This window comes from Persicobacter diffluens (assembly GCF_036244895.1).
Lineage (GTDB): Bacteria > Bacteroidota > Bacteroidia > Cytophagales > Cyclobacteriaceae > Persicobacter > Persicobacter diffluens.
In genome coordinates, this window is sequence record NZ_BQKE01000001.1 from 2,441,162 (window position 1) to 2,460,798 (window position 19,637).

The following is a 19,637-nucleotide window of genomic DNA, read 5'->3' on the forward strand; positions in this document are numbered from 1 at the left end:
AACCTTTGCGCGGACTGAGGAATTTGTCGGCGCTATATTCTGTTTAAAAACACCCCTAGCCCAAAGTGGATACGGGAGTTTTGTTGACAGACCACATTTACCGGTGCATAATTGGACTTATTCCAGTCCAATTTCCCAAGGCAACTCATTTTTATAATGGATACTTCCCTCCCTGATGGTCAAAGGAGAACCAAAATTATTGTGATATAACTGCCCGGTCCCTAAACCCTGCGGCATTTTCACCTGTAGAAAAGAAGTCAATTGAGTTATCGCATTCAGCCCGATATTCGATTCCAGCGCTGAAGTCATCCACCAACCCTGGCTATACTTATTTGCCAAAGAAATCCAATCCAGTGAATCCTGAATCCCCCCGACCAAAGTGGGCTTTAAGATGATAAATTGCGGCAAAATAGTCTTCATTAACAATTCCCGTTCCGAAGCCGCCATCACTCCTATCAGCTCCTCATCTAAGGCAATGGGCGTAATTTCCTGCGCACAAAGTCTGGCCATGGCCTCCCATTGCCCTGCTTTTACCGGCTGTTCAATGGAATGAATCTCCAGCCGTTTTAAATCCCGTAATACCTCAGCCGCTTCATCCTCCGCAAAAGCCCCATTGGCATCTACCCGCAACACCAGCTGATTGGCGGTAAACTGCTTACGCAATCGGTGCAGTAAGTTCATCTCCCGATCATAATCAATCGCCCCGATTTTCATCTTGATGCAGGCAAAACCGGCTTTCAGTTTTTCTTCCATCTGCCCGGCCATGAAATCCTCTTCTCCCATCCACACCAGGCCGTTAATCGGAATCGATTCGGCTCCGTTAAAAAATGGCGTATCAAATATTTTCCGTATCCCGCCCTGAAATAAATCCCGAAAGGCAGTCTCCATGGCAAAACGAAAAGCGGGCAAATGATCCGGCACCTGCTCTTTGGCCCATTGACTGATGGCATCCAAACGGTCAGGCACTTCCTGAAGGCTTTCCCAGCGCTCCAATTTCTTTTCGATTTCTTCCTGAAAAGTCGGCACATCATCTATGCTTAGCCCTTTCAACGGCCCTGCTTCACCCCAGGCCACCTTTCCTCCCGACTCTAGTTTGATCAGCCAGGTATCTTTGGTTTTTAGGACCCCACGGGAAGTTCCCGCATCAAATTTAAAAGCCAATTGATAAGGATACACCTTAAAGTTGACCGGATGTGAAAGCGCTGTTGACATTTCGAAATAATATTGTTTTTGGGAAAACTAGAATAATTTGTATTTTTATTATACGACGCAGCATTTGCCGTTCAAAAATAGTCAATAATCTCCGCTCCTCAAGGAACACAATCTACTAAAATTATGAACCCCCACCGCAAAGAAGAACACATCAGAGTATTAGTAGAAACCAACAAGGGGAGCAAAAACCGTTATGTTTGGGAGGAGGAAAGCAAAAGCATTCGTTTTATACGCACCCTTTTCCATAACCTTCGTTACCCGGCTGAATATGGCCTGGTGTTGAATACGCTAGACGAAGACCACAAGGCCCTGGATGCCCTGGTGCTGATTGATGAGCCTACCTTTCCCGGCTGCATAATTCACGCCCGCCCCATCGGATTGTTCAAAATGCTGGAAGAGGAAGGGCCGGATCACAAACTCATTTGCATTCCCGTGGAAGATCCTCGCTGGAATAAAATATTCAACCTGCATCAGGTAGACGCCGGTTTAATGAAAGAGATTGAACTATTCCTGACAGCTTATGCCCGCTTTGAGGATCATAAGATGGATCTGGAAGGCTGGGAAGATCAAAATTCCGCCATCGACATTGTTCGTGAAGCACAAGCCCGGTATTGGGAATTGCATTCCGAAACTGTTAACCCGGATTATTCCTGCTTAAACCCTCGATAAGCCGAAAGGCGGGAAAAATGAAAGAATTTTTCCTGTTTCGAGTTATTGCCAACGAAGCAACTGTATGAGAAGAAAGCAAGCTTGCCCCAATTTGGGTTATTAACAAATCAGCAACCCAATCTTATTGAATGGGAAATAAGTCCTTTAATCTGACTCACTTTATTTACTGGCGAATAATTCTGGTTAATTTTTTAGCTGCTCCACCATATGCCGGGCAGCCACATACCCCCCACTCCAGGCATTTTGGAAATTATAACCACCGGTAATCCCGTCCACATCCAATACTTCTCCGGCTAAATATAAACCGGCCAGTTTTCGGGACTGCATACTTTTAAAATCCACTTCACTGCATTTTACGCCTCCGGCCGTAACAAATTCCTCTTTGAAGGTGGTTTTTCCCGCCACTTCAAATGGCATCGATACCATCGCATTAATCAGCTTATTGGCGCTTTTCTTTGGCAAATCCGCCCAGCGCATCTCTTCCGGAATCCCGGCCAGTTCCATCAGGGTACTCCACAGGCGCTGTGTCAATGGGCGTAGCGGACAATTCACTATCTTTTTCTTCGCCTGACTATTCCGGTTTTCACTCACCCAGTTCCGGACTGCATCTTCATTCCATTCCTGATCCCATTTCACCAATACCTGAAATTGATAATCCTTTTCCGCTAAATGCCGGGCCGCAAAAGCGGAAAGTTTTAATACCGCAGGTCCGCTTAAACCCCAATGGGTAATTAATAAAGGACCTGTATAACTAAATTTAGTGCCGGCAATTTTCACCTCTGCGGAAGGCACGGAAGTACCGGCCAAAGTCAGCAATGGACTATCCGGAATATTGAAAGTAAATAAAGAAGGCAAGGGCTTTTCAAGCTCGAGTCCCAAGGCGGACAACCAATCATATGCAGCAGATTTCGGATGACCACCTATGGCCACCATTACCAAATCCGCCTCCCATAGCTTTCCTCCACTAGTGGTCACGGTCCATCCTTCGGGCTTTTGTGATAAATCTACGACCTGTTCTCCATGCATGACCTTCACCCCCAAACGCTGTGCCTCTTCCCGAAGACAATCAATAATCGTTTGAGAGCTATCTGAAGTAGGAAAAACACGCCCGTCATCCTCGGCTTTCAGGGGAATCCCTCTTTCCTCAAACCATTGGCGCAACTCCACAGGTCCGAAGGCTTTAAATAAATTCCGGAGCGGCTTTTCACCACGAGGATATTGCTTCACTAACTGCCCGACCTGATCCAATGAAGTGGTGACATTACATCGACCTCCACCGGAAACCTTTACCTTGGAAAGGGTTTTATTCGATTTTTCCAAAATCACCACCTCCACATCATTAGGTAATTGCTGCAAATTCGCTGCGGCAAAAAAGCCCGCGGCACCTCCTCCGATGATCACTATCCTACGCCCCATTAAGCTGTAACCTCTTGTTTATTTTTGAAAAACTGCTGAAAAATCATGCTTAGACATATGACCAAAGCACAACCAATCAAATTGAACCACAAATATCCGACATTCGTGAATTTATACAAAATTACCACACACACTTCTGCGATCAGCGCTGCCACAAACACCGCATCTCCCTGAACTTTTTTCAGGTAAAAGGCGGTCAGGAAAATCCCCAAAATAGTGCCGTAGAATAAAGATCCGATAATATTGACCGCCTGAATCAGGTTTTCAAACATAGACGCATAAGAGGCAAAAATCAGCGCAATAACACCCCACATAAAAGTAAACCAGCGCGAAGCTTTCAGATAATGTTCATCGTCTCCGTCCTTTTTAATGTTTCTTTTATAAATATCCACCAGAGTGGTGGAACCCAAAGCATTTAATTCAGAAGCAGTAGAAGACATGGCCGCCGAAAATATGGCCGCCAACAGCAAGCCAATGATCCCATGCGGCAAATAGCGCATCACAAAAGTAATGAAGACGTAATCGGTATCTCTGGTTTCCGCTTCCGGCACACTGGCCTTAATCACCTCCACCGCCTGCGCCCGCAGCTCCTGCTCCTTTTCATTCAGCTCATTAATGGTGGTCATCAACTCCGGGGAATGGTCCTGATTCGCCCATGATGCGATCACCTGTTTTTTGGTTTCAAAAACTGCTTCATGCTCTTTTTCAAGGGCCTGAAAATCTTCCCTGCCTTCCGTTTGATATACCAGATTTACGACGGAAGTATTGAAAAACAGCGGCGACCTTTCGAACTGAAAGAACACAAACACCAGTACCCCAATAAAAAGTATAATCAACTGCATGGGGATTTTCAAAATGCCATTCAGCAACAACCCCAAACGACTCTCCGTCATTGACTTACCAGAAAGATAACGCTGTACCTGCGATTGGTCGGTTCCGAAATATGATAAGAAAAGAAAAAAACCTCCCAATATTCCGGACCAGATATTATAACGATCACTTAGATCAAATTTCCAGGAAATAAGCTCCATCTTATCCAGACCCGAAGCCAGGGCGACCCCATCAGAAAGCGTGAAGTCTTTGGGAAACAGATATACAATTAAAACACCGGCTAATATCATTCCCCCCATCATGATGGTCATCTGATGTTGCTGGGTCTGGCTTACTGCTTTCGTTCCACCGGACACAGTATAAAAGATGACCAGTACCCCGATAATCAGATTCGTTTGAAACAAGGGCCAGCCCAATAAGGTGGACAAAATAATAGAGGGCGCATAAATGGTAATCCCTGCCGCCAATCCCCTCTGAAAAAGGAAAAGAAAGGCCGCCAGGGAACGGGTTTTCAAATCAAACCGACCTTCCAGATACTCATAAGCGGTAAAAACATTCAGCTTATAAAAGATGGGAATGGCCGTAACACAGAGCACCACCATGGCCAAAGGCATGCCAATATAAAACTGCATAAAGCGCATGCCATCGGCATAAGCCTGCCCCGGAGTAGACAAAAAGGTAATGGCTGAAGCCTGCGTCGCCATAATAGAGATCCCGATCGTCCACCACTTCAGTTCTTTATTCCCTAACAGAAATCCCTTGATATCCTTCGCATTCCGCGTTTTAATAATTCCATAGCCGACAATGGAAAGCAGCGTTCCGATTAAGACAATCCAGTCTAACCAATTCATGAAAATACCTGTGTTAAGATGGTGAATATGATGACATAAAAACAAAAAATACCAATAGTCCACAGATACAAATTGGTCCAGGTTCCTGCTATTGGAGGTTTCTCCTCTCCGGCTTTATCCCAAAAATCCATAATTTATGAGCCTCGATTGATGATTAAATTTCAAATTAATACAAGGATTCGTAGGCACAAAAAAAAACGTCTCCAATTGTCAATTAGAAACGTTTTTCATTTATCGAATAAAATTATAAATCTTAATTTTCTTAGAAAGGCGCCGGCCCGTCACTTTCCGGAGGCACTCCCATATTTGTTGGCGGCTCTCCTAAGCCCTCATTGGCTTTAGACTGGATAATCATCCCATTACTTTCAGGATCGAAAGAAGCAGAGCCATCAGGAATGCGGGAGAAGTTCTGGAATCCGCCTAAATCCAAATCTTCAAACTTGGTGTACTTACCGATGAATCGCAAGGGAACGGTGTCTAGCGCACCATTACGGTGCTTGGCAATAATCACCTCACCAGTACCCGCTGTCGGGTTACCGGCCTCATCCTGTGTAATTCCATAATACTCTGGACGGTAAAGGAACATTACCATATCGGCATCCTGCTCAATCGCACCAGATTCACGCAAATCGGAAAGCTGTGGACGCTTATCACCACCACGGGTTTCCACCGCACGAGACAACTGCGAAAGCGCAATTACCGGCACATTCAACTCCTTGGCCAAACCTTTCAAAGCTCGGGAGATGGAGGAGATTTCCTGTTCACGGTTACCACCTGCCACGGACTTGGAATCTCCGGACATCAGCTGCAAATAGTCAATGATGATGATTTGAATATCATGCTGCGCCTTCAGTCGACGACACTTCGCTCTCAATTCCAGTATGGACAGTGCCGGGGTGTCATCAATAAAAATGGGCGCATTCGTCAACCGGTTGGTTCTTTCCACCAATTGCTCCCACTCAAAGTCCTGCAACATCCCTTTCTTCAACTTCTCGGACTCCAGTTCCGCCTCCGCTGAAATCAAACGATTCACCAGCTGTACGTTGGACATCTCCAAAGAGAAAATCGCCGCAGGTTTGTCAAAATCTACCGCAGCATTACGAAGCACTGTCAATACGAATGCCGTCTTACCCATCGCAGGACGAGCCGCAATAATCACCAAATCGGAAGGCTGCCATCCGGCCGTCACGCGGTCCAGCTGGGTCAGCCCGGAAGGAACTCCGGTCAAACCATCCTTCATGGTCTTTTTGGCTTCCAGCTCCGCAATGGCCTGCCCCATTACCGAACGCATATCCGATACGGACTTACGAATATTGGAGTTGGTCACCTCAAAAAGCGAGCGCTCCGTATCATCCAACAGCTCAAATACGTCACGGGTATCATCATAAGCCTCCGTCTGGATTTTAGAGGCCACCTGAATCAGTTCTCTTTTAATAGCCTGCTCAGAAATAATGCGGGCATGAAACTCCACATTAGCAGCATTGGAAGTTTTGGAGGTCAGCTTGGAAAGGTACAAAGGCCCTCCGGCTTTTTCCAGATCACCATTCTTACGCAAACGGTTGGTCACCGTCATCAAATCCACCGGCTCAGCGTCATTGAACAAATCACGAATGGCCTTATAGACTAATTTGTGCCCTTCTTTATAAAAACTTTCCGGACGCAGGATATCAATCACATTGGTCAGCGCATCTTTCTCCAACATTAACGCACCCAAAACCACCTCCTCCAATTCATTGGCCTGCGGAGGGATTTTCCCCGTAGCCAAGGTAGTCGGCAGTTTTGTTTTTGTTGGCAGTTTGGCTACCCCCTCTTTTCCTGTAACTGGCAAGCGAAAAGCTCCTGCACCCAATTCTTTTTCCTCAGACATCATATATTCGTGAAATGGCGAATGCCGTCAAAATTTAAGTCGAATCACACTAAAATCCTATTATGGGAAATTTTAGCAGTGAAACAAGTTCGCAAATATACGCTAACCAAACAAGGAAGCAAGACTTCTAAACCCTCTTTTCTTCCCAAAGTTCAATCTCCTTCCCATTCTCCCTTTCCATCTTAAAAAATCATAATCGCATGGCATCGAATAAGGCCGGCAAACTTTGGGCGCCTTTAATAAATTTCTATTTTTGTTTTCTATTCTAAATGAAATCCATGACGAATCATAATTCCCTAAAGATACATTTAATTGCGGTTGGCGGCGCCATTATGCACAATTTAGCCATCGCTTTAAAACGTGCCGGACATCAGGTCACCGGATCTGACGATGAAATATTCGACCCTGCCAAATCAGCTTTGGAAACCGAAGGCCTGCTGCCGGAGCACAATGGCTGGAATCCGGAAAACATTCATGCTGAGCTGGATGCCATCATTTTGGGAATGCACGCCCGCGAGGACAACCCGGAACTTGCCAAAGCACAGGAACTGGGGCTGAAGATTTACTCCTTTCCGGAATTTATCTTTGAACAATCCAAAAATAAGCAGCGAGTGGTCATCGCTGGCAGCCATGGCAAAACGAGTATTACCGCCATGGTGATGCACGTATTGAACTTTCAGCAAAAGGAATTTGATTACCTTGTCGGATCTAAGGTTAAAGGCTTTGACCTTTCCGTGCAGCTTTCGGACGCTCCGGTCATCATCATTGAAGGAGACGAATATTTGAACTCCACCCTGGATCGTGTCCCGAAGTTCCTGAAATACCATCATCACATCGCTTTGATTTCCGGTATTGCTTGGGATCATTTTAACGTATTCCCTACTTATGAAGGCTATGTGCAATTGTTCCATGACCTGGCTGACCAAAGCCCCAAGGCTGGCTCCCTGATTTACAATGAAAAGGATCCGGAAGTGAAGAAAATCGGGAAGACCAAAAGAACGGATGTCAACAGCATTCCTTATAAGACACACCCTTATACGGTGGAAAACGGACAAACTTTCCTGAAAACCGATAATGGCAAAGTGGCGGTCAATATCATTGGCGAACACAATATGGAAAACCTGGCGGGTGCCAAAGCCATCTGTAAGCAATTGGGCATTACCGATGCACAGTTTTACGAAGCCATGGCTACTTTCGAAAGCGCCAACAAACGCCTGACGCCTTTGAAAACCACCCCGGAGGCCATGGTCTATCAGGACTTTGCCCATTCGCCCAGTAAAGTCATGGCCACTACCAAAGCGGTTGCCGAGCAATTCAAAGACCGAAACACTCAGGTGCTTTTGGAATTACACACCTTTAGTTCTCTAAATAAAGATTTCCTTCCCCAATATGCCGGAGCATTGGATAGTGCGAAACAGCCTATCATCCTGGTGAATGAACAGGTACTTCAGCACAAAGGCTTACCTGCAATTTCGGAGGAAGAAATAAAGGCTGCCTTTAAAAAGGATGATATTCAATATGTGCGCAATGCCGAAGAACTTAAAGCCGCTTTCAGTGGTTTGGCCAAGGAAGGCAACTTACTGATCATGACTTCCGGAAATTTGGCAGGAGTACCAATTATGGAACTTGCCGACGACTGGACCAAATAAACAACACCGCGCAATCTGCGCTCAACGATAACGCAATCATGAATTTAAAATTAAACAAGCCACTGGTATTTTTCGATTTAGAAACTACCGGTGTCAATATAACAGCTGACCGTATCGTGGAATATGCCTTTGTAAAGCAAAATCCTGATGGCAGCACGGAAAAATTAGTTTCCAGAATTAATCCGGAAATTCCGATTCCGGTTGAAACTTCCCTGATCCACGGCATTTACAGCAAGGATGTAAAGGACGCCCCTACCTTTAAAGAAGTATCCAAAGATTTGGCGCGCTTTCTGGAAGGTTGTGATTTGGGGGGATTCAATATTGTGCGCTTTGATGTGCCACTATTAATGGAAGAATTTAACCGCGTGGGGATTGATTTCGACATCACCAAAAGGAACCTGATTGATGCGCAGAAAATTTTCCATATGATGGAAAAGCGTAATCTTTCTGCCGCTTTCAAATTTTATTGTGGCAAAACACTGGAAGATGCCCACTCTGCTGAGGCGGATACAATTGCCACTCTGGAGGTCTTTAAGGCGCAGGTAGAAAAGTACGAGGGAGAAGAGGCCTTTGACATGAAAGGAAACTTGTTGGGTACTATTCAAAATGACATGAAAGTGATTGACCGCATCAGCTCCAGTAATCAGGTGGACCTAGCCGGAAGAATGGTGTACTCGGAGGAGGGCGTTCCATTGATTAATTTTGGAAAGCACAAAGGCAAGCCGGTAGAAGAAGTTCTGAAACGTGAGCCCGCCTATTATGACTGGGTAATGCGTGGTGACTTCCCGCAGGATACCAAAAGAAGACTGACGCAAATCAAGCTGAATATGCTGAAAAGATAAGCGTTTGATTTTCGCAGTCGAAATTAACAAAACGGCATTATAAGAAATAAAAAGGACGATTTCATGCATTTGAGATCGTTTTTTTTTCGCCCGAAATTTTCTGATTTTTTTCCTTCAATTTTGTTTCAAAGGACGAAAAAAGCTGTTTTATTAAAGCCATAATTAACGATTTCGATATGATTAAAGATGTACTCGGCATAGGCTTGAAGGAATACTGGGCAGGCAACCGAGATGCTAACTTTTTTATCCATAACCAATTTGGTGAGGCGGATGAAATGCCCATCACTTACTTCTTTGAAGGAGAAGACGAAATGTCTGATCTGGAATATGTAGCATTGGAAACTTGCAAAGGACGCGTACTGGACGTTGGAGCCGGGGCAGGTCGTTTTGCGGTGGAATTACAAAACCGTGACTGTGAAGTGGTCGCATTGGATACCTCTCCGGGGGCGGTGGATGTGATGAAAAAGCGTGGCGTCAAAAATGCCCAGGTGGCCAACATCTTCGAATATGAAGATGAAAAGTTTGACACCATTCTTCTGATGATGAATGGCATTGGATTAGCCCAAACCCTGGAACAAGTTTCCACCCTGTTAGAAAAGTTAAAAACTTTGCTGGATGACAGCGGAGAAATCCTTTTTGACAGCTCGGATGTGACTTACCTTTATGATGATCAGCCCAAACCTAAAGATCATTACTATGGGGAAATTGACTTCCGCTACCAATTCCAGAGCCTGAAGGGCGAATGGTTTAAATGGGTGTATGTGGACTTTGCCACCATGCAGGAAATTGCGGACAAGGCAGGTTTTTATTGTGATTTATTAATGACTGACGAACAGGATCAATATCTGGCAAGTTTGACCCTTAAACCAGACGCTTAAAAATGCTATGATCCCACTGAAGGCTTCCCGAAAGACCCTGTTTTTTTGCATGGGTAAAAACTGCAAAAAGAAAAATAAGGGGTTGCTCAAATGGGCCAAAAAGCACAATGCCTTTAAGGACTATCAGTGCATCAAAATGAGTTGTAGCAATAACTGCGGCAACAAGCCTGTTATGTTTGATGCCAAAGAGCACCTTTGGGTGGGAAAGGTCACCAAAGAGAATATTAAAATGACCCTCAAAAAAAATAAGGATGAATAACTCATCCTTATTTTTTTGTCTTTAGCTCGCCTATAAAGCCAGGGCCTTGAAATTATAAGAAAGATAGGCCAGCAAGTCGCCAAAGGCTTCCACATGTTTTTTATCCTCCTCCGCTACCGGCTTGCCCGTCATCTTGCAAAGTAAATAGCCATACAAACCATTAATGCAAACCTGCATGGGATTCGATACTTTGCCTTCGGACTTCTGCAGGTAAAACTGAATGGAAGGCCTTACGGCATTGAAAAGCTTTTGATACTCTGCATCCTCCACTAAAAGCTTCATATGTAAGTCAAATACTTTATCCACTTCCGCCTGAGTAGAAGCCAAATGCCCGGACTGCTCCACGCCTTCAGCTTTCATCTGCCGGATCAAAGCTGAAAACCATTTTCGCTGCGCCTCCTTTTCTTCCTCCTCTACCGGAAAATGTTTCACCACATATTCCTCCATCTGCTCCATATCAAAATTAAAAGCCCGCACCAGGTCCTCCATTTGATACAGAAACAGGATATATTCAGAGATATTTTCAGATCTCCTTTTTGCTGCAATTTCCTTCATAGTCAAATTTTTCGAAAAATAAGGGATTTTCCCAAAAGCCAAAAAAATATCGGGCTTAGCCCGGATGATTCCTGCTGAAATCCTCCTTTAGCCATAAGGCAGGAAACAGGAAGGAATTGTTTCCTATTTTGCGTTTTTCATAACCAAGCAGAGGAATAAGGAGAAATCATGTTGGCCCAAATTTGAGGTATTAATAAATCAGCACATTTACCCTTATTAAACTGCAAATAAATCACTTAACCCGGATTATTCAGGCTTTAATCCTCGTTTAGCTGCTAGGCGGGAAAAATGAAGGAATAGTTTCTTATTTCGAGTTTTTTCCAACGAAGCAGATGAATGAGGAGAAAGCATACCCAAATTTGAGCAATTGATAATTTGACAAAATTAACAATAACGACCTGATCACTAAATTTTTATATCGACCCGCTAAATCTAGCGGTGAATAATTCGGGTTAAGTCGATCCCATAAATCTGGAAGCAAATAATTTGGCTTAGGTCACGAACCAAAAAAAAAGCCCCTTTCGGGGCTTGCAGATTTTGAATAGTTAAACAAAATTTTATTCGGCAGGAATACTACTTAATACAAACTTGTCCAGCAGCTTTCTCACTTCCTGATAATTTTCCACAAAATAACTCGCCTCAGTGGCTGCACGTCCCACTTTAATGGTTTCCCCCTGATCTCCTACCGCCTCAAAAGTATCCTCATCGGTCCAGTCATCGCCAATGGCCATCAGGAAATCATGCTCAAACTTGCGCATGAAGCGTCGGGCCGCTTTTCCTTTGTTCACCTCATTGGACTTCACTTCAATCACCATATCTCCTTCCAAGACCTGAAGACTCATTCCGTGAGTGATATAACGTAAGTGATTCACCAATTCTCGCGCTCTCAACTCGCCAAAACCCTGCTCGGCCTTGCGGTAGTGCCATGCCAGCGAATAATCTTTCTCCTCCACGAAGGAACCCGGCGTTCTGTTCACAAAAGTATCCATCACCAGGCCTACCTGCTCTTTCCAGGCGCCACTCAGGGCACTTGGCATCTTCCATTCTTGCCCCTGATAACGGTACCATACACCATGTTCGGCAATTAAATCCACCGGCAGATGCCCCAACCATTTATTCAGGGTCTCGCGATCACGTCCACTAATGATGACCACATGTCCTTTGGAGGTTCCCAAATGAGAAAGTAAATTCAATAAATGTTCGTCAGGGTTCGCCTTTTGCGGATCGTGATGAAAACCTGAAAGTGTCCCATCGTAATCCAAAAATAACAATGGCTTCTCAGAGGACTGGTATTGAGCCACCAATTCGCCCTGCAGATTGGCGACCAAATGCCTTGCGCCAGAAGCTTTCTGTTCGGATTTTATCGCTTCCAGTTGCTCCAAAAACAGGCTTACCCAATGGTGAATATTATATCGCTTGATGGTTTGTTTCATCACGGCCATGTGAATCTTCTGCTCCTCCACTTCCATTTCCAAAGCTTCAAAGATGGCATCAGCCAGGCTGTGGATATCATTTGGATTGATCAAGATAGAATCCGACAGCTCTTTGGAGGCACCTGCCATTTCTGAAAGGATGAGTACCCCTTTATTATCCAATTTAGAAGCCACATATTCCTTGGCGACCAAATTCATTCCATCCCGCATAGGCGTAACCAAGGCCACATCTGCCATCCGGTAAAAAGCAGACAAATCGTGGATATTAAAGGATCTGTAAAAATAATGAATCGGCTTCCAGTTCACCGTACCAATCTTTGCATTAATCCTCCCTACTGCCAGGTCAATCTCTTCTTTTAACTCTTTATAGCGGGGCACGGTATCTCTTGAAGGCACCACAATCATAAACAAGGAAACCTCGCCGATATATTGGGGATACAGCTCAAAAAATTGTTCAAAAGCTTTCAGCCTGTTCGGAATTCCCTTCGAATAATCCAGTCGGTCGATGGAAATGATCATCTTCGTTTTGCCAATACTGGTTCGAAATTCCACTTCCTTGCTTAAGGTGTCCGGATGACTCGCCATGCCTTCATATTTATCGAAGTCTATCCCCATCGGGAAAGCGTCCACGGTCACGGTGCGGTTGCCCATCACCACCTGTGCCTGATTCACTTTCATCCCAGCCAGACGAGATACAGAGCTTAAGAAGTGACGCATATCGTCATAAGTATGAAAACCTACCAGGTCAGCCCCTAAAAGGCCCATCAATAATTCTCTGCGCCATGGAATAGCCCGGAATGTTTCGAAAGAAGGAAAAGGAATATGCTGAAAGAAGCCAATGCTGATTTCTGAAAGCTGTTCGCGAATCATCTGCGGTACCAATAACAGCTGATAATCATGTACCCAGATGGTATCATCGGGTTTCGCTACACTTAAAATAATATCACAAAACTTCTGATTAACGCGCTGATAAGCCTTCCAGTGATCCTCATCAAAATTAGCATAGGAAGAAAAATAGTGAAATATCGGCCAAAGGGTCTCATTACTAAAACCCTCGTAAAACTCATGCACCTCTTCCTCGGTCAGGAAAACAGGTAACATATTGCCGGATTTCAATTTATCACAAACTATTTCTTCTTCCTCCTGATTATCCACCGCTAAGCCCGGCCAGCCTATCCATAAATTATCGCCTTGTTTATAAACAGATCCGAGACCAGTAGCTAATCCCCCCTCACTGGTGGCAAATTGCAGCTCATTGGCCTCATCTCTTAATACTTTAATGGGTAATCTGTTGGAAACGATGATCGTTCTACTCATGATATCATGGGTTGTGGTGAAAGGAGCAGTCAGCTAAAGGTTTTTTAATGGTAGATAACAGTGCGCGGACCGGCTCCCATTTGTTGACGGTTTGGCCAACGTTATTTCGAAAAATAATCAATTTGTGGCTTTAATTCAATGGATAAATGGATCACTCCAATTTATTTCAATTTTAATAAAATAGTGAGGATTAAAATTTTTGAAAAAATGGATTAATTTTTACTCCGCAATTTAAGGTTTTTACGATATCACCCATTGAATGCTACCGTAAAGCCAAATTTGCCCAGACCTATTCTCTTTTTAATTATTGAGATTATTTTTATCAATAGTAAGGTAAAATCACACTATTATCTATCATTTTTTTTAGTTTACAGCTGAATTATCCCTCCTTGAATCGAACTATCCGGGCTAAAATCCTCAGATCACTTAAGGCATGAAAAATGAAGGACTATTCCACCATTTCGAGTTTTCTCCATTAACCCGAAATATTCATTCTTAAATCCTCGTTTAGCTGTAAGGCGGAAAAAATGAAGGAATAGTTTCCTATTTCGAGTTTTTTCCAACGAAACAGATGAATGAGGAGAAAGCAAGCTTGCCCAAATTTGGGCTATTATAAATACAAGAAAACATATTATAATAAACTGAAATAAAGTCATTTATGCTTAGTTGATTAATTTAGCGGTGAATAATTCGGGTTAAAGCAGAGGAAGGAAGAGCAAGTAAGCTTACCCATGCTGAGGTTATTAAGCATCATGGAAAAATGGGCGCAATAAATAATGTGCGATTGATGATGACCTCAACAATCCAAGGGTGCATAATTCGGCTTTCACATTTTGGCTTTTATACACGCTTATAAAAGAAAACCCATCCGATTTAAAAGCGGATGGGCTAAACTGCAACCAATAAGCCGAATGCTGCATCCGTAAATCTTTGGAAAGCAGCAAGGCGGGAAAGTGAAGGAATAGTTCCTTATTCCGAATTTTTTCTAAGAAAGCAGAGGAATAAGGAGCAAGCCTGCCCCAATTTGGGCTACTAACAACCACAGAAAAATAGCTGTAATTAAAAGTATGCGCTTGTTTAAAAGCAGATTGGGCCGATCCCATAAATTCAGCAGTGAATAAATCGAGTTAAAGCCGGCGCTGCATCATTTGGATAAAACGAAAAAGCGCGTGTTCAAAACACGCGCTAAAGCGGATCATTTATTATTTCACTAAAACGGGCTTCGTTTTTTCAGAAATACCATGCTCATTAAAAGATTCAATAGAGAAATAATAATCGGTTCCATTATCCAAAGATGGAATCTTAAGGGAGTTTTCATTATAAACCATCCAGGATTGGTATAGCTTATCCGGTGCAATACCCCAGCGAATGTTATAGCCTTGCGCTCCTTTAACGGCATCCCAACTCATCTCTACTTCTCTTGGGTCTTTGCTTCTGTCCAATTGGAAATTACGTACCTTAGCCGGTAATTTTCCGCTACCTTTTCCAAATACCCGAAATTCGGACATCGCGAAATTTGGCGTAGGCACCGCAATATTGTTATACCTTACATAGCGTGCCTTAACAGGGGATTTCAGTTGCACATATTCATTGGGCACATCTTTCCAATTATTAGATTTATCTACAATGGTTTTCCATTCCTTACCATCCAATGAAGTCTCCACGGTGTAACGGTGATGCATATTTTCCGGTCTACCAAAAAGCATGGACTCATGATCATGGAAATTAATTTGTAGGGCATAAATATCCCCGGCCTGCTCAAGGTCTAGCTCCACAAATTGCGCCGCATCATTCGCTTCCGCTACCCAATATGATTTAGAGTTCTCATCCGTCAGCGTTGAAACATACAATGCTCCATTTTCCTGGCGAGTTTGTAAAGTATCAATGATATAGTCACCATCAGTTGCGGTGGATTTATTGATCTCAATCAAAGAAGAGGCTACTTTGGCAGGCTTATTATAGGACAGCAACATCCAGCCGGTAAATTCCCCTGCCTTGGGGTGATCCGCCCCATAGCGTGGATAATCTCCATACTCCGTATTGGAATACATGAGCCCGTCCTGATCGAAATAGGTAGGGAACATGCACAGGCGGCGTTCCCAGTGGGAATTAGAAGCTAAAGCCATAGAAGCAAAATGCCAATATTGATCATGTTTGTCCTTCATGGTGGTACCATGCCCAGAACCATTGATAAAGCCTCCAGGCTTCATACACATCGGGTTATTCGGAGCGTATTCCCAAGGGCCAAGCGGACTGTCTGCCATATAATAACCGTCCGCATAAACGTTAAATTGCGTTCCCGGAGCAGCATATTGCAGGTAGTATTTACCGTTGTGCTTGGTCATGGCCGGGCCTTCAATATAGCCTTCTTTCAGGGTCGGGTGGAAATTATTCTCCCCGAAGCGTTCCCAACCATGGTTTTCCTCATCCAGATTATACAACTCATGGATTTCTTCTCCAGGCACAAAGCGCTTTTGCTTATCTAATTCGCGCGCACGAATGGGGTAAATATTAGAAGATCCCCAATAGATATAAGCGGATTCATCATCGTCAATGAAAAATTCCGGATCCTGCAGGTTATTCAGGATGGTAACACCGGCATCCCACTTTCCTTTTTTTGGGTCATCAGTGGATAGTAAAACCATGTTTCCGGAAGGGTTACCGGTCACATACAATAAGGAATCTTTATAATTGAAGGCCGTGGGCGCATTTGAGCCCTGAAAATACCAGTTCTCAGGCTTAATGAAGTCCCAACTTACCAAATCCTTGGAATGCCAGTAGCCCATAGATCGGGTAACGAACAAATAATATTCTCCGCGGAATTCTACCGCCGCAGGATCTGCCCCGGAACGGTAAGAGATGTCGCGAACGGAATTGTAAATCATATAGGTGTAATCCACATTCAGAGGATTACAATACGTTTGATCCTGAGCTTGTACCTCCGTGAGACTGCTCATGCCTAGCAGTACAGAGACCGCAAGGCTCATTCTTTTTAACCAATTTTTCAAAATATATGCAATTATATATGATATAAACTATTTTTTATATTCAAATAACCAGTCCATAAGCCCGGGCTCCTGAAACATGGTATCATTCCAAGGGCCATGTCCAAGCCCCGGATAGGTATCCAATTTCACGCTTATTCCGGCAGCCTTTAGCGCCTCATACATTCTTAATGAGTAACTGTAGTCCACCACATTGTCCGCATCTCCATGCATCAATCTAAAGGCCATATGAGGAAGCTTTTCTGCGATATCCGCCGGATTACCTCCACCAGACATAAAATAACCTGCTGCAAAAGTGTCCGGCATTCGATAGGCCAGCTCAAAGGCTGTCATCGCTCCCATAGATATACCCCCCACATAGCAACGACTTTGATCTATGTAGCCGCTTCTTTTGGTGAAATCGGCCACAAAATCCATCAGCAATTGTAAGTCTTTGTTGGCGGCTTTTTGATATTGCCAGTACCACTGCGTTTTGGCATTGCCATATTGTTCCTCTGCTGTTCCGGGCATCACCTTGGAGTCCCAGCGCGTGCCCAGGGGACACTGCGGAAATACCACTATGGCAGGATGCGCTTTCCGGAAAGCGGAATCAAGAAAAAATGCACCACCATTGTTGAGTTGGCTGGCATTATTATTTCCACGCTCCCCCATTCCATGAATCATCAATACCAGGGGATAGGATTTCTGAGGATTAAAATTATCAGGAAACAAGATGCGGTATTGCAGGCTATCTTTTCCCTGAACAAATACTTTTCGCTGATAATGATCCAGCGGTTTGGTCACCACAGCAGGATAACTTTTATAGTCGGTTGAAGGCTGAATAATTTGCGCCTGTACCGAATGGGGCTTTCCAATGGTGAGCCAATAGAATAATGAAAACACGAAATAAAAAGGTAAAATTGATTTCATAGTGTTACCGTTTGGGTGAGTAAAAAGGCAGGCTGTCTTTACCTCCAGAGGCAGTGCGCCGCATTAACAGGCTCGACAACAATAAGTTTTAGGTGGCATTGCGAATTGTTTAATAGTCCAAAATTGGAGGAACTTGTATTCTACTCATTCGGCTACTTCTTAGGCAAAAACTCAAATTTGAAAACGCTTTCATTTTTCCGCCTCTCAGTAAAATAAGAAATGAAGCATGCCTAATTCCGGTTAAAAAACAAGAGAAGGAGGCAACCGATGGAAAACGGATTGCTTCCTTACAGCAAAGCTATACCCCTGAAAATTTACAACTAATCATTCATCTGATCAATTTATTTCACCTCAATCGGCTGTCCAAATCGGGTAAAACCTAGCTTGTTTAAGCCCTTTAGAATATCCTCATTTTGCATAAAGTGCTTCCATAATAAACCGCTACGGTGGTTTTCAATCATGACCACCTGTGGTCCCTGGTCAATGGCAATATAATTTTTTCGCACCCAATCCTCTTCCCGCTTTTTATAGGTAGGATTCACTGCATCATAGAAACCATAAATTCCGAAAGCATCTTTTCCTTCCTCGCGATACAGATATTTCAAAACCTCCATGGACTCTTCCGGCGTGTATGGCATGGACGATATGGCCGCCGTTGGGGCAATAGTGCCTTTATCAAACTGAAAGCCCGGGGCGGAAGCTCCATAGCCGGCAGGAACAAGGTCTGAGGCCGTCAGTCCCCATAATTTTTCCCCGTAGCCTTCCCAGCCATAAGGGTTGTCAAGACAGTAGGCCCGGTTGATCAGGGTATGGCGACGATTTTGCTCCCAATAATTCGCAAAACGATCCGCCAGTCCACGAGGATCCAGTCCAAGGTAAGAATAATGCGCAAAGAATAACGGCCCGCCCATCTGAATGGTATTTCCCAGCGGCAGGGTCATGCCATAATAATTTTTATAAGTCCCGAATTCCGGATTATCCCATGCTCCCCAGCCTTCCCAATAGGCTTCCGGGGCAATGGAATGCGTAGGAGAACTTTCTGCTAAAATATAGGTAATCAGGCACTCATTATAACCTTTAATTTTATGGTTCATTTTGAACTCATGCTCTTTGGACCAATGCCAGATCAACCCATTGGTGCCATTGGTATAAAAATCCCATTCCATCCCTTCCCAAAGGTCGGTGATGCGTGCTCGCAAAGCTTCCTCTTTAGGAGTAGCACCACCGAAATAGCTACGAGCGGTTAATAGCGCCTGCGCCATAAAGGCGGATTCTACTATATCCCCACCATTGTCATACTCGGAAAAAGCTTTCAGTTCTCCACTATCATAATACCAATGGGACCACATGCCATGAAAACGCTCGATCTCCGATAAAAATTGGGTAGCTTTCAAAAAGCGATCTACCGCCTGCTCCCGGCTTATCCAACCTCTTTCTGCCCCAACGATCACCGCCATCAAACCAAAACCACCGCCACCAAGGGTAATTGCTGCCTTGGGGTCATGGGAGCGTTCCAGCGCCAGCCCAGAGTTCGGGGCGGCAAAGTCCCAGAAATAGTCGAAGGTATATCGCTGTACCATTTCCATGAGCTCCTCATCGGAAAAATCTTTAATCTGCGCTTCGACGATCGCAGAGGCTTGCTGGGGTTTCCCTTTTTTGAGGGGCACTACTTTGTATTCCAGGCTTAAGTTTCGCCCCAGGTCGGTGACGAAATCCAGATAGCGCGCCTCGGAAGTGGTGGCACGCAAGTCGAAGGATTCGGATCCTTTGGGTCGCGCATATATTTGGTAACTTACCTCCGCCTCTGATTGGTCCCATCGAAGGTCCACATGGCTGTCATAACCCTGTACCTGAAGGTTAATTTTGTCTTTGGCGATAGCATTCAGTGCCAAAAAAAAGGCACAGATGCAGATCAATCCTGATTGTTTCAATAAATCCATCCTA

14 protein-coding genes are annotated in these 19,637 nt (G+C 44.3%); 5 read left to right on the forward strand and 9 right to left on the reverse strand.

Annotated features, from left to right (window positions below):
- Nucleotides 1–117: 117 nt before the first annotated feature.
- A complete protein-coding gene (locus AAA970_RS09815) occupies nucleotides 118–1,212 on the reverse strand; it encodes an o-succinylbenzoate synthase (RefSeq protein WP_338236983.1) in 1,095 nt (364 codons plus the stop codon).
- 123 nt (nucleotides 1,213–1,335) lie between these two features.
- On the opposite strand from AAA970_RS09815, the gene AAA970_RS09820 reads away from it, so the two are divergent.
- Nucleotides 1,336–1,881 carry an inorganic diphosphatase gene (locus AAA970_RS09820; RefSeq protein ID WP_338236984.1) on the forward strand — a complete coding sequence of 182 codons (546 nt, stop codon included), beginning with the start codon at nucleotides 1,336–1,338 and terminating at the stop codon, nucleotides 1,879–1,881.
- Between the two features lie 183 nt (nucleotides 1,882–2,064).
- Here the strand turns inward: AAA970_RS09820 and AAA970_RS09825 are convergent, their stop codons facing one another.
- The 3 genes from AAA970_RS09825 to dnaB all read right to left on the reverse strand — a co-directional run bounded on the left by AAA970_RS09825 (nucleotide 2,065) and on the right by dnaB (nucleotide 6,849).
- Nucleotides 2,065–3,297, reverse strand: coding sequence for a BaiN/RdsA family NAD(P)/FAD-dependent oxidoreductase (locus AAA970_RS09825; protein ID WP_338236985.1), 1,233 nt, complete (start codon nucleotides 3,295–3,297; stop codon nucleotides 2,065–2,067).
- Nucleotides 3,297–4,979 carry a sodium:solute symporter family protein gene (locus tag AAA970_RS09830; protein WP_338236986.1) on the reverse strand — a complete coding sequence of 561 codons (1,683 nt, stop codon included), beginning with the start codon at nucleotides 4,977–4,979 and terminating at the stop codon, nucleotides 3,297–3,299. Before AAA970_RS09830 ends, AAA970_RS09825 begins: the two co-directional genes overlap by 1 nt.
- 262 nt (nucleotides 4,980–5,241) lie before the next feature.
- Nucleotides 5,242–6,849: a replicative DNA helicase gene (gene dnaB, locus AAA970_RS09835; RefSeq protein WP_253275665.1), complete on the reverse strand. Its 1,608-nt coding sequence runs from the start codon at nucleotides 6,847–6,849 to the stop codon at nucleotides 5,242–5,244.
- Nucleotides 6,850–7,124: 275 nt separating this feature from the next.
- On the opposite strand from dnaB, the gene AAA970_RS09840 reads away from it, so the two are divergent.
- From AAA970_RS09840 to AAA970_RS09855, 4 genes are all read left to right on the forward strand, one after another.
- Nucleotides 7,125–8,495, forward strand: a complete 1,371-nt coding sequence (locus AAA970_RS09840) for a UDP-N-acetylmuramate--L-alanine ligase (protein ID WP_338236987.1) — start codon at nucleotides 7,125–7,127, stop codon at nucleotides 8,493–8,495.
- Nucleotides 8,496–8,533: 38 nt separating this feature from the next.
- Nucleotides 8,534–9,337: a 3'-5' exonuclease gene (locus tag AAA970_RS09845; RefSeq protein WP_053405451.1), complete on the forward strand. Its 804-nt coding sequence runs from the start codon at nucleotides 8,534–8,536 to the stop codon at nucleotides 9,335–9,337.
- Between the two features lie 176 nt (nucleotides 9,338–9,513).
- On the forward strand, nucleotides 9,514–10,215 hold the full coding sequence (locus AAA970_RS09850; protein ID WP_053405452.1) for a class I SAM-dependent methyltransferase: 702 nt from the start codon (nucleotides 9,514–9,516) through the stop codon (nucleotides 10,213–10,215).
- Between the two features lie 7 nt (nucleotides 10,216–10,222).
- Nucleotides 10,223–10,474, forward strand: a complete 252-nt coding sequence (locus AAA970_RS09855; RefSeq protein WP_338236989.1) for a hypothetical protein — start codon at nucleotides 10,223–10,225, stop codon at nucleotides 10,472–10,474.
- A gap of 30 nt (nucleotides 10,475–10,504) precedes the next feature.
- On the opposite strand, the gene AAA970_RS09860 is transcribed toward AAA970_RS09855, so the two are convergent.
- The 5 genes from AAA970_RS09860 to AAA970_RS09880 all read right to left on the reverse strand — a co-directional run bounded on the left by AAA970_RS09860 (nucleotide 10,505) and on the right by AAA970_RS09880 (nucleotide 19,633).
- Nucleotides 10,505–11,029 carry a DUF4924 family protein gene (locus AAA970_RS09860; protein WP_338236990.1) on the reverse strand — a complete coding sequence of 175 codons (525 nt, stop codon included), beginning with the start codon at nucleotides 11,027–11,029 and terminating at the stop codon, nucleotides 10,505–10,507.
- 557 nt (nucleotides 11,030–11,586) lie between these two features.
- Nucleotides 11,587–13,779 carry a bifunctional alpha,alpha-trehalose-phosphate synthase (UDP-forming)/trehalose-phosphatase gene (locus AAA970_RS09865; RefSeq protein WP_338236991.1) on the reverse strand — a complete coding sequence of 731 codons (2,193 nt, stop codon included), beginning with the start codon at nucleotides 13,777–13,779 and terminating at the stop codon, nucleotides 11,587–11,589.
- 1,202 nt (nucleotides 13,780–14,981) lie between these two features.
- Nucleotides 14,982–16,787 (reverse strand): family 43 glycosylhydrolase, encoded by a 1,806-nt coding sequence (locus AAA970_RS09870; protein WP_338236992.1) that lies wholly within the window; start codon nucleotides 16,785–16,787, stop codon nucleotides 14,982–14,984.
- A gap of 27 nt (nucleotides 16,788–16,814) precedes the next feature.
- Nucleotides 16,815–17,693, reverse strand: coding sequence for a carboxylesterase family protein (locus tag AAA970_RS09875; protein ID WP_338236993.1), 879 nt, complete (start codon nucleotides 17,691–17,693; stop codon nucleotides 16,815–16,817).
- Nucleotides 17,694–18,034: 341 nt separating this feature from the next.
- Nucleotides 18,035–19,633, reverse strand: a complete 1,599-nt coding sequence (locus tag AAA970_RS09880) for a glucoamylase family protein (RefSeq protein ID WP_338236995.1) — start codon at nucleotides 19,631–19,633, stop codon at nucleotides 18,035–18,037.
- Between the last annotated feature and the right edge of the window lie 4 nt (nucleotides 19,634–19,637).

Bases quoted from the DNA above. Each gene is read 5' to 3' on its own strand.
- AAA970_RS09815 (WP_338236983.1), bottom strand. From the start codon at position 1,212: ATGTCAACAGCGCTTTCACATCCGGTCAACTTTAAGGTGTATCCTTAT.
- AAA970_RS09820 (WP_338236984.1), top strand. From the start codon at position 1,336: ATGAACCCCCACCGCAAAGAAGAACACATCAGAGTATTAGTAGAAACC.
- AAA970_RS09825 (WP_338236985.1), bottom strand. From the start codon at position 3,297: ATGGGGCGTAGGATAGTGATCATCGGAGGAGGTGCCGCGGGCTTTTTT.
- AAA970_RS09830 (WP_338236986.1), bottom strand. From the start codon at position 4,979: ATGAATTGGTTAGACTGGATTGTCTTAATCGGAACGCTGCTTTCCATT.
- dnaB (WP_253275665.1), bottom strand. From the start codon at position 6,849: ATGATGTCTGAGGAAAAAGAATTGGGTGCAGGAGCTTTTCGCTTGCCA.
- AAA970_RS09840 (WP_338236987.1), top strand. From the start codon at position 7,125: ATGACGAATCATAATTCCCTAAAGATACATTTAATTGCGGTTGGCGGC.
- AAA970_RS09845 (WP_053405451.1), top strand. From the start codon at position 8,534: ATGAATTTAAAATTAAACAAGCCACTGGTATTTTTCGATTTAGAAACT.
- AAA970_RS09850 (WP_053405452.1), top strand. From the start codon at position 9,514: ATGATTAAAGATGTACTCGGCATAGGCTTGAAGGAATACTGGGCAGGC.
- AAA970_RS09855 (WP_338236989.1), top strand. From the start codon at position 10,223: ATGATCCCACTGAAGGCTTCCCGAAAGACCCTGTTTTTTTGCATGGGT.
- AAA970_RS09860 (WP_338236990.1), bottom strand. From the start codon at position 11,029: ATGAAGGAAATTGCAGCAAAAAGGAGATCTGAAAATATCTCTGAATAT.
- AAA970_RS09865 (WP_338236991.1), bottom strand. From the start codon at position 13,779: ATGAGTAGAACGATCATCGTTTCCAACAGATTACCCATTAAAGTATTA.
- AAA970_RS09875 (WP_338236993.1), bottom strand. From the start codon at position 17,693: ATGAAATCAATTTTACCTTTTTATTTCGTGTTTTCATTATTCTATTGG.
- AAA970_RS09880 (WP_338236995.1), bottom strand. From the start codon at position 19,633: ATGGATTTATTGAAACAATCAGGATTGATCTGCATCTGTGCCTTTTTT.